The organism is Mediterraneibacter sp., from assembly GCF_030825015.1.
Classification (GTDB): domain Bacteria; phylum Bacillota; class Clostridia; order Lachnospirales; family Lachnospiraceae; genus Mediterraneibacter.
In genome coordinates this window covers 17722-33600 of record NZ_JAPJQP010000019.1, presented here as the reverse complement: position 1 = coordinate 33600, position 15879 = coordinate 17722, and the positions used below count along the sequence as shown (strand labels likewise).

Annotated in this window: 18 protein-coding genes; all 18 read right to left on the bottom strand. The window is 41.3% G+C overall.

Annotation, left to right across the window (positions count from 1 at the left end; translation table 11 throughout):
* Nucleotides 1-111 precede the first annotated feature (111 nt).
* Complete coding sequence (locus RCH61_RS08190; RefSeq protein WP_306480402.1) at nt 112-252, bottom strand: hypothetical protein; 141 nt, start codon at nt 250-252, stop codon at nt 112-114.
* A gap of 95 nt (nt 253-347) precedes the next feature.
* Nucleotides 348-743, bottom strand: coding sequence for a GerW family sporulation protein (locus tag RCH61_RS08185; protein ID WP_306480401.1), 396 nt, complete (start codon nt 741-743; stop codon nt 348-350).
* Between the two features lie 33 nt (nt 744-776).
* Complete coding sequence (locus RCH61_RS08180; protein WP_306480400.1) at nt 777-1754, bottom strand: DUF2953 domain-containing protein; 978 nt, start codon at nt 1752-1754, stop codon at nt 777-779.
* A gap of 4 nt (nt 1755-1758) precedes the next feature.
* Nucleotides 1759-2106 (bottom strand): hypothetical protein, encoded by a 348-nt coding sequence (locus RCH61_RS08175; RefSeq protein ID WP_306480404.1) that lies wholly within the window; start codon nt 2104-2106, stop codon nt 1759-1761.
* A gap of 4 nt (nt 2107-2110) precedes the next feature.
* The gene (locus RCH61_RS08170) at nt 2111-3463 is read right to left on the bottom strand and encodes a peptidoglycan D,D-transpeptidase FtsI family protein (protein ID WP_306480403.1); all 1353 of its coding nucleotides are present in this window, start codon (nt 3461-3463) and stop codon (nt 2111-2113) included.
* Between the two features lie 49 nt (nt 3464-3512).
* Nucleotides 3513-5015 carry an FtsW/RodA/SpoVE family cell cycle protein gene (locus tag RCH61_RS08165; protein WP_306480399.1) on the bottom strand — a complete coding sequence of 501 codons (1503 nt, stop codon included), beginning with the start codon at nt 5013-5015 and terminating at the stop codon, nt 3513-3515.
* Between the two features lie 29 nt (nt 5016-5044).
* Nucleotides 5045-7420, bottom strand: a complete 2376-nt coding sequence (locus tag RCH61_RS08160; protein WP_306480398.1) for a peptidase U32 family protein — start codon at nt 7418-7420, stop codon at nt 5045-5047.
* A 106-nt stretch (nt 7421-7526) separates the two neighbouring features.
* A complete protein-coding gene (gene zapA, locus RCH61_RS08155) occupies nt 7527-7937 on the bottom strand; it encodes a cell division protein ZapA (protein WP_009242690.1) in 411 nt (136 codons plus the stop codon).
* Between the two features lie 75 nt (nt 7938-8012).
* Nucleotides 8013-9014, bottom strand: a complete 1002-nt coding sequence (ruvB, locus tag RCH61_RS08150) for a Holliday junction branch migration DNA helicase RuvB (protein ID WP_178006728.1) — start codon at nt 9012-9014, stop codon at nt 8013-8015.
* A 63-nt stretch (nt 9015-9077) separates the two neighbouring features.
* A complete protein-coding gene (ruvA, locus tag RCH61_RS08145) occupies nt 9078-9692 on the bottom strand; it encodes a Holliday junction branch migration protein RuvA (protein WP_178006731.1) in 615 nt (204 codons plus the stop codon).
* Between the two features lie 5 nt (nt 9693-9697).
* Nucleotides 9698-10195, bottom strand: coding sequence for a Gx transporter family protein (locus RCH61_RS08140; protein WP_178006733.1), 498 nt, complete (start codon nt 10193-10195; stop codon nt 9698-9700).
* Nucleotides 10196-10210: 15 nt separating this feature from the next.
* Complete coding sequence (locus RCH61_RS08135) at nt 10211-10567, bottom strand: NusG domain II-containing protein (RefSeq protein WP_178006735.1); 357 nt, start codon at nt 10565-10567, stop codon at nt 10211-10213.
* Between the two features lie 63 nt (nt 10568-10630).
* Nucleotides 10631-11437: an RnfABCDGE type electron transport complex subunit B gene (locus RCH61_RS08130; RefSeq protein ID WP_178006737.1), complete on the bottom strand. Its 807-nt coding sequence runs from the start codon at nt 11435-11437 to the stop codon at nt 10631-10633.
* A gap of 13 nt (nt 11438-11450) precedes the next feature.
* Nucleotides 11451-12062, bottom strand: coding sequence for an electron transport complex protein RnfA (locus tag RCH61_RS08125; RefSeq protein WP_178006739.1), 612 nt, complete (start codon nt 12060-12062; stop codon nt 11451-11453).
* Nucleotides 12063-12818 carry an RnfABCDGE type electron transport complex subunit E gene (gene rsxE / locus RCH61_RS08120; protein ID WP_178006741.1) on the bottom strand — a complete coding sequence of 252 codons (756 nt, stop codon included), beginning with the start codon at nt 12816-12818 and terminating at the stop codon, nt 12063-12065. It abuts the gene before it with no gap.
* Complete coding sequence (locus RCH61_RS08115) at nt 12811-13422, bottom strand: RnfABCDGE type electron transport complex subunit G (RefSeq protein WP_178006743.1); 612 nt, start codon at nt 13420-13422, stop codon at nt 12811-12813. The genes rsxE and RCH61_RS08115 overlap by 8 nt, the downstream gene beginning before the upstream one ends.
* A complete protein-coding gene (locus RCH61_RS08110) occupies nt 13422-14354 on the bottom strand; it encodes an RnfABCDGE type electron transport complex subunit D (RefSeq protein ID WP_306480397.1) in 933 nt (310 codons plus the stop codon). Before RCH61_RS08110 ends, RCH61_RS08115 begins: the two co-directional genes overlap by 1 nt.
* 15 nt (nt 14355-14369) lie before the next feature.
* On the bottom strand, nt 14370-15689 hold the full coding sequence (rsxC, locus tag RCH61_RS08105) for an electron transport complex subunit RsxC (protein WP_306480396.1): 1320 nt from the start codon (nt 15687-15689) through the stop codon (nt 14370-14372).
* Nucleotides 15690-15879 lie beyond the last annotated feature (190 nt).

Genomic DNA, 15879 nt, shown 5'->3' with positions numbered 1-15879 from the left:
TAGAGCGAGGGCATCGCTCAATCATCTAATCTGATGATTTTGCGACACCCTCTTTGTTTTCTATCAAACAAATTCTAAAACTGTTCTAAAATGGTTACTGTCCATTCTCGCTTAACAACAGCAAAAGAGACGATACCCGATAAGCAAAAACAAAACAATCAAAATAACTCCCCATACAACATTCGGAAGCATCATCATTATGAACATCCCGATCGCCATCCAAAATAACGCAAATCCACATATCTTTTTCATAATCCATCACTTCCGGGAAGTTTCTTATTCTAATCTATGTGCCGTCTTCTGCTTTCAGAACCAATTCACACATTTTTATTTCTCTTTTTCTCTTCTTAATCTTCAATTTCCGAATCGAGGATATCATTCACTTCTTTTTCCGTCATACGCTCCTCTTTACCTGAAAAGCGTTCCACGACATCCGGAACCATATCCAGTATTTTAGTGATCGTATCCTGATTTTTTACATTAACAAGTTTTGTCTTTCCGCCCTGGATTACAATTACCGCACTTGGAGACATCTTTCCGCCGATTCCTCCCATGCCTTTTTCTTTCTTATCCGCTGAGAAAGCGCCTGCTCCAATTCCAAATGAAACGTCTACAAGAGGAAGAATAATCGTATCATTAATATGAATTGCATCTCCTACTACTGTCTTGGAAGATACAACTGCATCCATCCCTTGAAAAAGCGCTTCTACTGTCGACTTAAAACCGTTATTATTATCTGCCATTTTTTCTTTCCTCCCATTTAAACATTTCGCTTATTATAGTTTTAACTTTTTAAAATGTGCAATCGTTATTCTTACGTTCTTATCCACCAACATATGAAATACAAATAAGAACAAAGAAAGAATCCTGATCTTGCCTTCCACCTGCATTTCCAAATCTAATACTTTATTCTCAAAATCCGGTTCGATATCTGCATACTCTCCGAAAAATGGATAAATACAACTTATAAAAGCTAACACATACCCCGTTACCGCCGGGTCTTCAAATCCGAATTTTGATTTTATCTCCGCTTTTTGAGGTCGTAATTTAAAAAGAAACCGCTTCATTTCTTTTATAAATTTAGCAAATGCATTTTTGTGGATCTCATTTTTCAAAAATCTTTCAACAGTTTCCTTTTTCATTATCAATGCTTTTATATTAGCATATATTTTTCGGAATGTATATTTTATCTTTTTCAAAAAAGTTTCTAAAGACCATGTCTTTCTTTTTGAAGACTGTTTGTTCTCTTCGATTTTTTGAGAATTATTTGAATGTTCTGATTCCCAATGTTCTTCTTTTAAAGATTCCGACTCAAAAGTTTCCTTTTGATCTGTCTTTTTTTGCACTGAATTTTTAGAGGCAGCCTTTTTCTGAACTAAAGTCTGCTCTTCTAAACTTTTCTGCTCTTCATTTTTTTGACCTGCACTTTTTTGACCATTTACCTTCTCGTTTAAAGCAGAAGCCTGCGTCTTTGATGTTTTCGGTTCTTCTCCATCTCCAAACTTTTTCCAAGCAGCTCGAATCTTCCATGTTAAATTCCCTTTGTCATAGCAGATCTCCCCGGAAAACAAAGGTCTTATCCAGTAAAAGCGCAAATTCCCCCGAATTCCTCTTTTCGAATCATCTGTCGACAAATGAAATTGATAGCCTGCCGGGGCGCAAAGGATCAAAAGCAGAGCAAAAATCACAATCCCGATTATAGCAAGCAGCAAAAACCCGATTATTTTTAATATAAGTAGTATGATATGTAACATCTGCCTACCGTCCCTTTTTCTCGTATTCAGCCTGATCCATTAAAAAAAACTGTCTTATTTTTACCTTATCTGTTTTTTCATATACGTCTTGGACAATTTTTTCAACAAGGAAAAGCGCTTCGTCATAGCCGTCTGCAACGCCGACCACAAAAAGCCGCGCATGTTCAAAAACATGCTGCTTTAACAAAGCGCTCGGAAAAAATTCTAATTGATTTTGTTCTCCTTGCGATAATGCAACGACATATACTTGTGGCTGAAGCCTATTTGCTTTCAGTCTTTTTATGATTTTTTCCTTTTTCTCCTGCCAGCATTCGCTGACATACAGATTATAATAAAATTTTATCTGCATCATATTTTCACCGATTATAATAAGCATCCAATACAGTTCCGGCAATGGTTACCGCCTTTCCTCCGGCGCTTCCGTCAGAACCTTCAGTAATTACAGTAATCACAAGCTCAGGGTTATCAACATTTGTAAAACCTGTAAACCAGGAATGTGTCTTTTCTCCGTCTATCATACTGTATTCTGCAGTTCCGGTTTTTCCGGCCGCTGTGTAAGCTCTCCCGTTCAAAACAGAGCCTGTTCCTTCACTTACCACCGCTGCCATATACTCTTTTAACTGTGCTGCTTCTTCTGAAGTCATGATCCGTTTGTAGCTTTTCGGAACATTTTTTTTCACTTCTGTTCCTGTATAATTTGTCACTTTATCTACATAGTACGGCTGCATCAATGTTCCGCCGTTTGCGATCGCTTCTGTAATCAGCGCCATATGATAAGGACTCACCATCGTCTTACCCTGTCCCATCGCTGTCATCATGATCTCTGCAGATCCGGATTCTGAATTGAGCGCAAAAGAACTTTTTGTATAATCCATCACGCTTGGAAGTTTCTTATTAAAAAGCAAATCTTCTGCCGTTGCTCTATAACCATCGATATCAAGACTTAATCCGATATTGGCAAACGAAGCATTGCAGGAATTAGCAAAAGAGCTTCTCAGGTCTTCATAGCCGTGCACTGTACTGTTGAAGCAGCGGATCGTAGCATTCTCTTGTGTGATCGCGCCCTGACAATCATAAGAATAAGAATTATAATCAGCGTTTTGTCTCATATAAGCAAGCGCCGTTACAATCTTAAATACTGATCCCGGAGCATAAGACCCGTTTGTGGCACGATTTAACAGCGGACTGTTTTCTTCATCTGTGTTTAGTATTTCCCAATTTTCTTCCAGTGTATTCGGATCAAAATCCGGTTTCGAAACAAGACAGAGTATTTTCCCTGTATCCGCTTCCATCACGATCACGGCTCCTTTATTTTCACCAAGTGCATTATAAGCCGCCTGTTGAAGATCCGCGTCAAGCGTTGTCACAACCGTATCACCTTGATCTTTTTCACCCTTAAATTCGTTTTGAATCTTTTCCATGAAAAATGCATTTGATGTAAGAAGATCAAAATTTTCAGCAGATTCAAGACCAGTCTTTCCGAATTGGGAATCGTTATAACCGACAACATGAGCAAAAAGAGAACCATACGGATAGACTCTTGTCTCTGCTCCATCTTCATCTACCTCTGTTGTAGCAAGTACATTTCCATTTCTGTCTGTAATATCTCCTCTGACAACACTTTGAGCAAAAGAATCTTGCCGTTGATTGTATGGACTGTTAACAAACGTTTTTGCTTTTACAGTTGTAAAATAGACGAGATATCCCATCAGCGCAATAAACAGAATAACAAAAAAGTATGTGATTTTAGCAAAATCTTTATTTTGTGCGCGTTCCCGTTTTTTTCCGCGGCTTCTGTCTTGGGACCTCTTCGAATCTCGGTCCGCTTTTTGCCGTCGTTCGGGGCGCTGTTCTTCCCACGCCATTTTTTCGATTCCTTTCTTTTTTCAGCTTTTCTTTTCTTAGTTTTTCTTTTCTAAGCTTCGCTTTTTCCCGTTCTTCTTCCTCATCTTCTCTGATAATATAAAGACCTTGAATAATCCCAAACATAATCATCGTACTTAACATAGAACTTCCGCCGTAACTTACAAACGGGAGAGTCATTCCTGTAGAAGGAATGAATTTCGTGACGCCGCCAATCTGTAAAAATACTTGAAATATATAGCAGGTTCCTAATCCGAGTGCGATCAATTTATAGAAATTATTTCTCAATTCCATTGCAATATTCAAAAACATCACATAACAGCTTACGCAGATTAAGATCAGACAAAGTGCATAGATCACGCCCATTTCTTCTGTAATTGCCGAAAAAATAAAATCTGTTTCCGCAACCGGTATCGTATCCGGCTGACCTTTAAAAAGTCCTGTCCCGAACCAGCTTCCTGTTCCGATTGCAAATAAAGACTGTGCTACCTGATAGCCGCTTCCACTATAAGTTCCGATCGGATCCTGCCACGCTTCAACTCTGACCTGAATATGGGCAAATAAATGATAACCGACAACTGCTGCGGCCGCTCCTGCTCCAAGTCCTGCCACTGCATACAGCCATTGTCTTGTCGCAACAAAAAGCATGACAAGATAAACAACAAAAAGAATCAGAGCCGCTCCTAAATCCGTAGAAAGCACTAAGATCAGCACATGTGCTGCTGCAATAGCTGTTGTTATAACAATATTTTTAAATTCTTTTGATTTATTCAAACTTGCCGCAACAAAAAATACGAAAATGATTTTTACAAATTCTGACGGCTGTATATTGATGCCGGCAATCTCAAATCCCAGTTTTGCACCGCCGGACATCTGCGCAAACAGTGCGACTGCAAGAAGCGCCGCTCCGCCTACCGCCGCATAAATATATGTCCATTGATCAAGAAATTTCATTTTCCGAATCAAAACCGGAACAACCAGTCCGAACGCAATACCCAAAGCTGCAAATATAAGCTGTCTGACTGCGGTTCCGTATGGAGACGGATTATCTGATGACAGCCTTGTAATCATGATCATTCCAACGGTGATCAGCATACACATGTTGTTGACGACAAGTCTTGATACATTCGGATAGATCAAATTATACAAAAGGATCACCGCCAAAAGGATCACCGCCAATACCGCATATAGAAATATAATCCGAATATCTTTTGTCACCAAATACATCGTGCCGAAAGCAGCAAACTGCAAAAGAAACATCAATACGTCCTGCCGGATCAAAACCTTTTTTTCTTCATCTTCATAATTTCTTGTAAATATAGAGAAACATGAAAAGGTATAGGCTGCCATAAGTACGATGATTACATATTTTGATAATTCAACGATAATATTTACCACGTTATCTCTCCTACCGTTAACCGGCTCCACTATAATACGCCGCGTTTAAAATGCTCCTGTGTATAATCAAACGACGGCTTTTCTCCAAATGAGCCGATCACTTGTTTCAATACTTTTTTTACTTCTTCTTTCCGCTCCGCTCCGAATCGAATCCGAAGCCTTTTCGGATCCAGTTCCTCAATCCGATCTTTCTGATTTCCTAAATATAACGGAGCGCTGTTGTAAACAACATTATAACATTCATCACAACGAGTCTGAACAAGGAACTCTTTTCCAATCCGATCTTTCATTCGTATACAGGAAGGCTTCTTTATACACTTTCCTCTTGTTTTCATAATACACTGTGCTGAAATCATAACCGGACGATATCCATATACTGTAAGCTCCGCATTTTTGATTCCGAGTTTTTCCAGCTCCCGTTCATTTAATTCCGCCGGAGCAGTAAATTCAAAAATACCGTTTTTCTTCAAAAAACTTTTTGCAAATCGGTTAAACACATATAGATTATCATCCGAAATCACTTTTTTGTCAAATTCTAATTGACAAAGCAGTGCATATTGTTCCCAATTTCGAATAAGGACTCCTTCCAGATCCGCTGCTGCAGCCTGCGCAAGACATTGTCTGATCCGTGCTTCGCTTCCCTCTCTGAAGATATGCGGAAGAGCAAGAAAGCGCTCAACTTTTTTCTCTTTTAAAGCGTCGATTTCTGCAAAAATATTGTCTTGAAACAGATTACTCTCGATATAAACACGCACGATCTCTGCGCCCTCTTTTGTTTCTTCTAAAAAGGCGTTTACTGCCGAAAGCTGTTCTTTTGTTTCTAAAAGAACGGAAAAGGATAAAGGAGTATTCCCTTGTTTCTCTTCCCTTTCAGCCTCTGTTTCAGACTTACATTCTTCCCATTTCTTTTCGAAAGAGTCCTCACGGAAATCGTGTCCCGCGAGAGTCTCACACAACCCACTTACCGCAGCTCTTCTTAAATCATTGAGCTGTTTAATCGGAAGGAAAACCATTTCGTCCATTTGAATATCTAACGATTCAAACGAAAATGGAGTATTCCCTAATTTTTCGATCTGCACCGCAATCCGCTTTTGATCCATCGGCTGCTTCTGCGCCTGTTCAACGAGTCCGGCTGAATGCACAGTATATACGCTTTCCCCACAGCGCAACGTCAAACTTGCCGGCTTGCCTTCCCTAAGTTCCAGATGCCCTTTTATTTTCCGCTTTGCATCATTGTCTATATATTGACTATGAACAGAAGAAATCAGAAATTCATTTCTCACTCTGCTAATGACCATGCCTGGTTTTACATGCACCTGTTTTTGTACGAGCATGGAAAAGGGTTCTCCCTTTTTCTGATCTTTTCCAACTGTATAGTTTCCTGAAATATCCAAAACATCTCCTGCATGAAGATCAGTAAGAAGGATTCCTGTAATCTGTCGGCCTTTTTGTCCTTTCACTTTAACCGCAGGAACACCCGCATGATTCGGACGGTCAACCGACATCATATTCTGTCCGTTATGCTGCCTGTAATAACCTTTTGAAAAGCCACCTCTGTTATACAGATCCATTAAAGCCGATTGATCCTTCGGGTCAACCTTGTATCCCTCTCTTCCTTTTTTCATGTACAGGTCTGTATATTTTCGGTACATCGCGGTCACTGCCGCAACATATTCCGGTTTTTTCATACGTCCTTCGATCTTAAAAGAATCAATCCCGGCTTCTGCAAGATCAGGAATATATTCCAATGTACAGATATCCTTCGGACTTAAATAATACTTTTTTTCTCCTTCTACCGTATAAGGAAGTCTGCATGGCTGCGCGCACTGTCCTCGATTTCCGCTTCGGCCTCCGATTAAGCTGCTCAAAAGACATTGTCCTGAATAACAATAACAAAGTGCTCCATGAACAAAACATTCTACTTCTAAGCCTGTCTCTTCTTTTATCCTTCTGATTTCGGAAAAAGACAGTTCTCTTGCCGGAACAACCCTGGAAATTCCTTGTTGTTTCATAAATGCCGCCCCACGATATCCCGTAATTGTCATCTGCGTACTCGCATGAATATCCATCTTTGGAAAATGTTCTCTTACAAATTCCAACACTCCGATATCCTGTACAATCACTGCATCTAATCCGGCTTTATAAAGGGGATTCAGATATGCATATAATTCAGAAATTTCCTGATCTTTTAATAATGTATTTACTGTGAGATAAAACTTTTTTCCATAGATATGCGCTTCCTTGATCGCTTCGATCAACTCTTCTTCTGTAAAATTATCTGCATATGCTCTTGCTCCAAACCTCGGTCCTCCGGCATATACAGCATCTGCACCGGCATTGACTGCCGCCTTAAAGGATGCATAAGATCCGGCCGGCGCCAAAATCTCTATCGGGGTTTTTCCCATACTGACTCCTTCCCTGTACAGTCGTTCTTCTTTTTTAGAACAAACAACTGTATCTCTATTCTGTATCGAAAAGAAACAGGCTGCCATGTAACTGACAGCCTCTTTTTTATCTTCTGCGATTTTTCATCTCGGTTTCAAGTTTTACAATCTGCATCTGCAGATCGTTATTCTCTTCTTTGAGTTTTGCCAACTCTTTTTCCGCATTTTCCAATTTTATCTGTGCTGAGATAAGTTCGTGTTTCAGATCATACATTTCCTTATCTTTTAACTCAATATCGCTTTCCAACGAATCTCCCTGCTTTTTCGCTTTGAAATAATCGTCGGCAATGTTAAGGGCGAGAAGTACATTCCTTGTGTCAGCGCTCTGTTTCCTGTATCCTTCACTATTTGTACATTCTGTTATCTTATGATTTAAGTAGGAAGACACTTTCTGCAGATACTCTTCGCCCTCAAATCCGCTCAAAGTATATACTTTTCCCCCGATCAATACTTCCGTAAAATGTTTTGCTGAACTCATAGCTTCCTCCTCGCGTTTCTTAAAACTTATTATAAACTATTTAGCGACAAAAACCAACTACTTTTTTCGAAACTATTACTCTGCAAAAGAATCGATTCCTAAATGGCGGTATGCCAATTCTGTGACCATACGCCCTCTCGGAGTCCGCTGGATAAATCCATTCTTTAAGAGATACGGTTCATATACGTCTTCCAATGTGCCTGCGTCTTCCGAAATTGCCGCTGCAAGAGTATCTAATCCAACCGGACCGCCCTGAAACTTTTCGATCATTGTAAGAAGGATAGTCCGGTCAATATGATCTAACCCATATTTGTCAACATCAAGAAGGTCAAGCGCATAATCAGCTACTTTTTTTGTAATCTTACCGTCATATTTTACTTGTGCAAAATCTCTTACACGTTTTAAAAGCCGGTTAGCAAGTCGGGGTGTTCCACGGGAACGGCGCGCCAGTTCCAGCGCTCCCTCCTCTTCAATCTCAACGTTTAAGACGGATGCCGAACGCAAAATAATCATTTTTAGTTCTTCCGGTGTATATAATTCCAAACGGTGCATTACTCCGAAACGATCTCGAAGAGGCGCCGTCAACATTCCGGCTCTTGTTGTTGCGCCGACTAATGTAAATTTAGGCAGATTCAGTCGAATTGAACGGGCGCCGGATCCTTTTCCGATCATAATATCAATGGCAAAATCTTCCATTGCAGGATAAAGAACTTCCTCTACCTGACGATTCAGTCTATGAATCTCATCGACAAACAAAACATCCCCCTCCTGCAGACCGTTTAAAATTGCTGCCATTTCTCCCGGTTTTTCAATCGCCGGCCCGGACGTTACCTTCATATGCACGCCCATCTCATTCGCAATAATTCCGGCAAGTGTTGTCTTTCCAAGACCCGGAGGACCATAAAAGAGTACATGATCAAGGGATTCTCCTCGCGCCTTTGCCGCCTCAATATAAATGCCAAGTGTCGCCTTTGCTTTTTCCTGACCAATATATTCAGAGAGGCGCTGTGGCCGTAATTCTCCTTCAATCTTAATATCTTCCTCTAAATTCTCAGTCGTTATGATTCGTTTTCCCATTACCGTCCATTAGTTCCTTTCTGCCTCTTTCTGTTGTCTCCTTTTCAGCCTTTCTTTTCCCTCTTAGAAAAGATATTTCAGCGCTTCTTTCAACAGATCTTCCACTGTTTGGCATTGATCAGATGCCTTTTTCACTGCGCGGAGACTTTCTGCGCTCGTATATCCCAGCGCAACCAGCGCCTGCACTGCTTCTGACTGTATTTCGTTTGAAACAGCCTGAAGAGAATCTGTACGTTTATCTTCTTCAGGATGTGCAGCATGATCGAGCATCTTTTCAATATCCACTTTATCCCGAAGTTCTACGATTAACTTCTCTGCAGTTTTTTTCCCGATTCCCGGAGCAGAGGAAATCATTTTCACATCCCCTGACATAATTGCAAATCGCAGATCATCAGGCGACATACAAGACAGTATATTCAGACCTCCTTTCGGTCCGATCCCGCTTACTCCGATCACAAGACGAAAGATTTCCAGATCATCTCTTGTCAAAAAGCCAAAAAGCTGCATAGCATCTTCTCTTACATTTAAATAGGTATGCAGTTTGACTTCATTTCCTGCCGGAGGTAAAAGCGCTAATGCCTGATGGGGCATAAACACTGCGTATCCAATGCCTCCTACATCAACAACCGCCTTTTCTTCCTCAACTGCGGCAAGCTCACCTCTTATATATGAAATCATATTTTCTATTCCTTCAACCGTAAATTTTTAATTCGTTTCAGCACTTCCCCGGAAAGTATTCCAATCACCATTCCGGTCAAAAGTCCTGCAACTAAAAGAACCGGGAAATAATATCCCACTTCGTATGTTTGAACAACAGCCATGGCAACAGCAAGCTGCCCGATATTATGAAAAATCCCTCCCCAGATACTAACGCCGACTACAGAAAATTTTCCCGTTTTCTTTACAATTCCCATGACTGACAAACTCAAAAGTCCGCCTGCAAGACTATAAAAAACAGCAAAGAGATTGCTGAATATAAATCCGCCTAATACAATGCGGACAACAGATAAGAGCAGAGCATCTTTCCATCCCATTTTATATAAAACAAGGATGGTGACGAGATTGGCAAGTCCCAGTTTCACACCCGGAATTCCAAACTGAATCGGAATTAGCATCTCTACATAGCCTAAAATCAATGCTAATGCCGTAAATATACCGAAATATGCAGCTCTGTTTCTCAATCTGTTCTCTCCTGTCTACTGCGCAATTCCGTCAAGCTGTCCTTTCTTTTCACTTTCTATCGACAGGACTACTTTATTCGGAAGGCATATGATACTTTCTCCATTGCGGCTGATCCTCTTATGACGAACGCAGATCTGATCCGGGCAATCTGCCCATTCCATGAAGACAGCTCCGTCTTTGATCAAAACTTTATTTGTGTCGTTCACTTTAACTGTCTTTTCCTCAGATAGTCGGTACGTTCCAAAAAGCTTTCCATCTACAGTAATTTTTAATTTAGCTTCATCACCTGCCGGACGCAGACATTGAAATCCAAACGCCGCCAAAGCAATGAGCAGGACACCCACAATAAGAATCTTGTCATTTTTCTTCATATTTTACCTCACATCCCGATCGGAGTCCTGCTTCGCCAGTTTGCTTTCTGTCTCCTGATCCAACTATGCTTCAAAACGTACCGTTATGATCTTACGCGGACATTTTTCTGCACATACGCCGCAATTCGTACATTTATCGGCATCAATATGAGCCAAAAAGTTATTGACCGTAATCGCTCCAGCTTCACAATTCCGTTCACAGAGACGGCATCCGATACACCCTGCCTGACAGACGTCCATCAGTGCTTTTCCCTTTTCATTAGAGTTACACTGTACGAATGTTTTCTGTTTATACGGAATTAATTCAATCAGATGCTTCGGACAGGCTTCCACACATTTTCCACAGGCTTTACATGCTTCTTTATCAACTACCGCAATCCCGTCAACAATATGGATCGCGTCAAACGGACATGCCTCTACGCAGGATCCATAACCGAGACATCCATATGAACAGCCTTTCGCTCCTGCATCCTGCATCTGGCTTGCCATGATACAGTCTTTGATTCCAAAATATTCATATTCTGTTTTTGCTTTTTCACATGTTCCGCCGCACTTTACGAACGTAACTTTCCTCTCATTTGCCGAAGCATCCACGCCCATGATCTTGCCGATCTTCTCCGCCACAGGAGCGCCTCCAACCGGACATCCTCCGACATCTGCCTTTCCCTGAACGATAGCAGACGCAAGTCCTGAACAGCCGGCATATCCGCAGCCTCCACAGTTATTTCCCGGCAAAGTATTAAGGATTGCCTCTTCTCTTTCATCAACTTCAACAGCAAATTTCTTACCGGACACGCCTAAGAAGATGCCGATAAACAACCCTGCCCCGCCGACGATCGCGGCAGCTAAAAGAATCGCTGTTATATTCATTTTATTGCACCTCCTATATTAATCCTGAAAATCCGCAAAATGCGATTGCCATCAATCCGGCAGTCACAAGAACGATCGGGGTTCCCTTGAAAGATTCCGGAACGTCATTATGTTCAATTTTTTCCCGGATACCCGCCATCAAAACGATTGCGACAAAAAATCCTGCGGCTGTGGCAAACCCATTCACAACTCCGGTCAGAAGTCCCATACCGACACTTTTTTCATAATATCCATTCTGCACATTCGTCAGAGCCACGCCAAGAACTGCACAGTTTGTTGTAATAAGCGGAAGATACACACCAAGCGCATTATATAACGGAGGCATTATTTTCTTCAAAAACATCTCTACAAACTGAACAAGCGCAGCGATGACCAAAATAAATACAATCGTATTCAAGTATTGAAGTTCTCCGCCTAAGATTTTCGGATTTCCGAGAATAAATTTATAAATCAATCCAGTTACAAAGGAAGCGATCGTAATAACAAATACAACAGCTCCGCCCATTCCTGCCGCAGTTTTTACGTTTTTAGAAACCCCTAAAAACGGACAGATTCCGAGGAACTGGCTGAGGACAACATTATTTACAAAAGCAGCGCCGACCGCGATTAAAAGTAATTCCTGCATTTATGCCTCCTCCTCTTCTTTTTCATTTTTTATTTCTTTTTTCTTTATCTCTTCTTGTTTTGCAGTTGTCTCTGTAAGATGTCCGCCGCAGATTCCTTTGCTTGCACAAGCGGCGCATCCGTCCGCGCATCCTGCCGATGCAGGAACTTCTTTTCCTTTTTTCGCGATATTTGCCTTCACTTTATTCTGAAGAGCCACTAAACATGCCAAAACAAAGAATGCTCCCGGAGCAAGAACAAAAATTGTAAGCGGTTCATAAGATTCCGGCATAACGCGAATACCAAAGATTTCTCCTGCGCCCAGCAATTCTCTTACAATACCGATTGATGTGAGTCCGATCGTAAATCCAAGTCCCATACCGATTCCGTCAAAAACAGACGGAAGTACCGGATTTTTCGATGCATAGCTCTCCGCTCTTCCTAAAATGATACAGTTTACAACAATAAGCGGGATATACAGTCCGAGAGCTTTGTAAAGTCCCGGAACAAATCCTGCCATAAGGAAATCTACAATCGTAACAAAGGAAGCTACGACAACGATAAAAGCCGGCATTCTGACAGAATCCGGAATCACTTTCCGAAGCATGGATATCAGCATATTTGACATAACGAGCACCGCTGTTGTAGAAAGTCCCATACCGATTCCATTAATGGCAGACGTTGTGACCGCAAGCGTCGGACACATTCCAAGCATAAGTACAAAGGTAGGATTTTCTTTTACAATTCCATTATAAAGACGTTCTGCACACTTATTCATTGATAGCGCCTCCTAACTCTGTTTGATAATAGACAAGAGCCGAATCAACCGCATTCGTCACAGCGCTTGTTGTAATTGTAGCGCCGCTGATCGCATCGATCTTATCTTCACCTTTTTCTCCGTTTTTTGTATAGGAAAATTTTTCTACTTTTTTATCTCGAAACTGATCTTTAAACTCAGCATCTTTCGCTTTCATTCCAAGACCTGCGGTCTCGCCGATGGACAACATCTCGATCCCTTTCACGGTTCCGTCCGAGGCGATGCCTACAGAGATTTCAATATCGCCGCCATAACCTTCATGGGATGTAACGTTAATCACATAGCCGATCGTCTCTCCGTTTTTATCGACAGCTTCTGCAACTTCCGTAATATCGTCCGTATAGCCATTTTCTTTCAAAATTTCAGCTGCTTCTTTTTCATCAAACGCTTCATATGTTTTAAATTCCGAAGCTTCGGAGAGCACTGTTTGAAACGCTTTTTGTTTTGTGCGCTCTTGCGCCTGAGCGATCGGTTCTTTAGTGACATCATAAACAATGCCAAGCAAAAAACCGGAAACAACTGTTATTGCAGTTAAAATCAATGTATTTTTTATAATTTTATTCATTATTTTTCCCCTCCTTTACCAAACGGTTTCGGAAGAGTAATCTTCTCGATCAACGGAACTAAAAGATTACTGATGATGATCGCATAAGAAACGCCTTCTGCAGAAGCTCCAAACAAACGGAAGAGTCCTGTCAGGATTCCCATGCAGATACCATATAGAATCTTTCCCTTACTAGTGATCGGTGACGTTACATAATCTGTCGCCATAAACCAAGCTCCAAGCATCAATCCTCCGCCGCACAGATGAGCAGTTATGTACCATGGATCAAATCCATTTCCGCCAAAAATTGTGATAAACACAACAAATGATAAAAGATAAGATCCCGGAATTCTAAGATCGATCACCCCGGTCAGAATCAAAAACATTGCTCCGATCATAATAGCGATCACTGACGTTTCACCGATCGTACCTCGCACATTTCCAAGAAGCATATCCATTGTGTTGACAACATTTCCGCTTTTCAGCTCTGCAAGAGGAGTCGCTCCTGTCACCCCATCATACACAAAATAAGTCATCTTTTGGGTAAAACAGATCAGCAGAAAGCACCTTGCCGCCAATGCCGGGTTCATAAAATTCTGTCCTAATCCGCCAAAAAGCTGTTTTACTACTACGATTGCAAACACCGCTCCAAGTACACCCATCCACCACGGAAGTGTCGGTGGAAGATTCAAAGCGAGCAGAAGACCGGTCACAACTGCGCTGAAATCTCCGATCGTAACCGGCTTATGCATTATTTTTTCATAAATATATTCAGAAAGTACAGCCGCAGCCGTTGTTGCTGCAACTAAGATCCACGCATTTTCATGTCTGAAATTCCAAATTCCGAACACCGTTGCCGGAAGCAGCGCAATCACAACGAGCAGCATGATGTTACTGCTTTTTATTTTGTCACGAATATGCGGGGATGCTGATACATGATAATTCTCATTCAATTTTACTCACCTCTCTCATTTTTTCCTTTTGTTTGCAAGCGCGATCTTTCTCATCGAGCCGATCGCCTGCTTTAACGGGCGTTTTGCCGGACAGACATAACTGCACGAACCACATTCCACACATTCAAGACCATTCATTGCCACAAACGCTTCTTCGTTATGTCTTTGAGCCAGATCAGCAAGTCGAGACGGTATAATACGGCTTGGACAGACATCAACACATCTGGCGCAATTAATGCAGGCTGTCTCCATACTTTTCGCAACAATATCTTCCTTAAACGCAAGAATCGAAGAAGATGTTTTTGTCACAGGAGCTTCTGCACTTACCATAGCAAATCCCATCATCGGTCCCCCTGAGATCAGTTTTTCCGGCTGCTGTGAAAATCCTCCCGAAGCTTCAACTAATTCCATATGATTCGTTCCAAGAAGAACTTTGAAGTTGCCAGGCGAATTTATCGCGTCACCACTTACAGTAACGACACGTTCCATAAGCGGTTTGCCTTCTGCAACTGCCGTATTGATTCCGATTAATGTTTCTACATTATCAACAATACATCCTGCATCTGCCGGAAGCATCGAAGAATTGATTGCACGTTTGGTCACAGCATAGATCAACTGGCGCTCTGCTCCCTGCGGATATTTTGTCATGAGCGTTTTCACTTCCATATTTTGTTCATCTTGTGTTTCTTTCTTTAATTTCTCAATGCAGTCTTTCTTATTATCTTCTACAGCAAAGATTCCTTTCGCATTTGGAAAAAGGGAAAGAACAATACGCATGCCATTTACAAGTTCTGCCGTATTCTCCAACATTCTACGGTAATCCGCTGTAATATATGGTTCACATTCTGCACAGTTGGCAATAATATATTCTATCTTTTCCGGCTCTTTCGGGGAAAGTTTTACCTTTGTAGGGAATCCTGCCCCTCCCATTCCGACAATCCCTGCCTCTCCGATTTTTTCAATAATTTCTTCCCGCGTCATTTCCGAGAAAGGCTTCACTTCCGGATAATCGATTTCCGTATATTCACCGTCGTTCTCAACGATGATACACTCTGTTTTTGTACCCGCCGGATTGAATCGATACTCCATCCCTTTCACGGTTCCAGATACCGAAGCGTGGATCGGAGCGGAGACAAAACCTCCTGCCTCTGCGATCTTCTGTCCTTTCAAAACATGATCTCCTTTTTTTACGATCGGGTTGGCGGGCGCTCCGATATGTTGTGAAAGCGGGTACACTAATTCGCCTTTTGGCAGTAATGTACGGATTTCACTGTCTTTGGAAAAACGTTTTCCGTCATCCGGATGGATACCGCCTTTAAATGTCAGAAGTCCCATGATATTCTTCCTTTCTTTTCTGCAAAAACAGAATCTATGTATCATACTCTATTCCTGCATTATTCTCATATTACGTTATTTTACTAGAATGAGGTACAAAAATCCAGTCATTCAAACGACAAAATTATACAATTACACATTTCCACAAAATTTTTACTCTTTCTTAGCACAATAAAGAGAACGACACCCA

Coding starts and splice junctions, on each gene's coding strand:
- RCH61_RS08190 (WP_306480402.1), bottom strand. CDS start 252: ATGAAAAAGATATGTGGATTTGCGTTATTTTGGATGGCGATCGGGATG.
- RCH61_RS08185 (WP_306480401.1), bottom strand. CDS start 743: ATGGCAGATAATAATAACGGTTTTAAGTCGACAGTAGAAGCGCTTTTT.
- RCH61_RS08180 (WP_306480400.1), bottom strand. CDS start 1,754: ATGTTACATATCATACTACTTATATTAAAAATAATCGGGTTTTTGCTG.
- RCH61_RS08175 (WP_306480404.1), bottom strand. CDS start 2,106: ATGATGCAGATAAAATTTTATTATAATCTGTATGTCAGCGAATGCTGG.
- RCH61_RS08170 (WP_306480403.1), bottom strand. CDS start 3,463: ATGGGATATCTCGTCTATTTTACAACTGTAAAAGCAAAAACGTTTGTT.
- RCH61_RS08160 (WP_306480398.1), bottom strand. CDS start 7,420: ATGGGAAAAACCCCGATAGAGATTTTGGCGCCGGCCGGATCTTATGCA.
- zapA (WP_009242690.1), bottom strand. CDS start 7,937: ATGAGTTCAGCAAAACATTTTACGGAAGTATTGATCGGGGGAAAAGTA.
- ruvB (WP_178006728.1), bottom strand. CDS start 9,014: ATGGGAAAACGAATCATAACGACTGAGAATTTAGAGGAAGATATTAAG.
- ruvA (WP_178006731.1), bottom strand. CDS start 9,692: ATGATTTCATATATAAGAGGTGAGCTTGCCGCAGTTGAGGAAGAAAAG.
- RCH61_RS08135 (WP_178006735.1), bottom strand. CDS start 10,567: ATGAAGAAAAATGACAAGATTCTTATTGTGGGTGTCCTGCTCATTGCT.
- RCH61_RS08130 (WP_178006737.1), bottom strand. CDS start 11,437: ATGAATATAACAGCGATTCTTTTAGCTGCCGCGATCGTCGGCGGGGCA.
- RCH61_RS08125 (WP_178006739.1), bottom strand. CDS start 12,062: ATGCAGGAATTACTTTTAATCGCGGTCGGCGCTGCTTTTGTAAATAAT.
- rsxE (WP_178006741.1), bottom strand. CDS start 12,818: ATGAATAAGTGTGCAGAACGTCTTTATAATGGAATTGTAAAAGAAAAT.
- RCH61_RS08115 (WP_178006743.1), bottom strand. CDS start 13,422: ATGAATAAAATTATAAAAAATACATTGATTTTAACTGCAATAACAGTT.
- rsxC (WP_306480396.1), bottom strand. CDS start 15,689: ATGGGACTTCTGACATTTAAAGGCGGTATCCATCCGGATGACGGAAAA.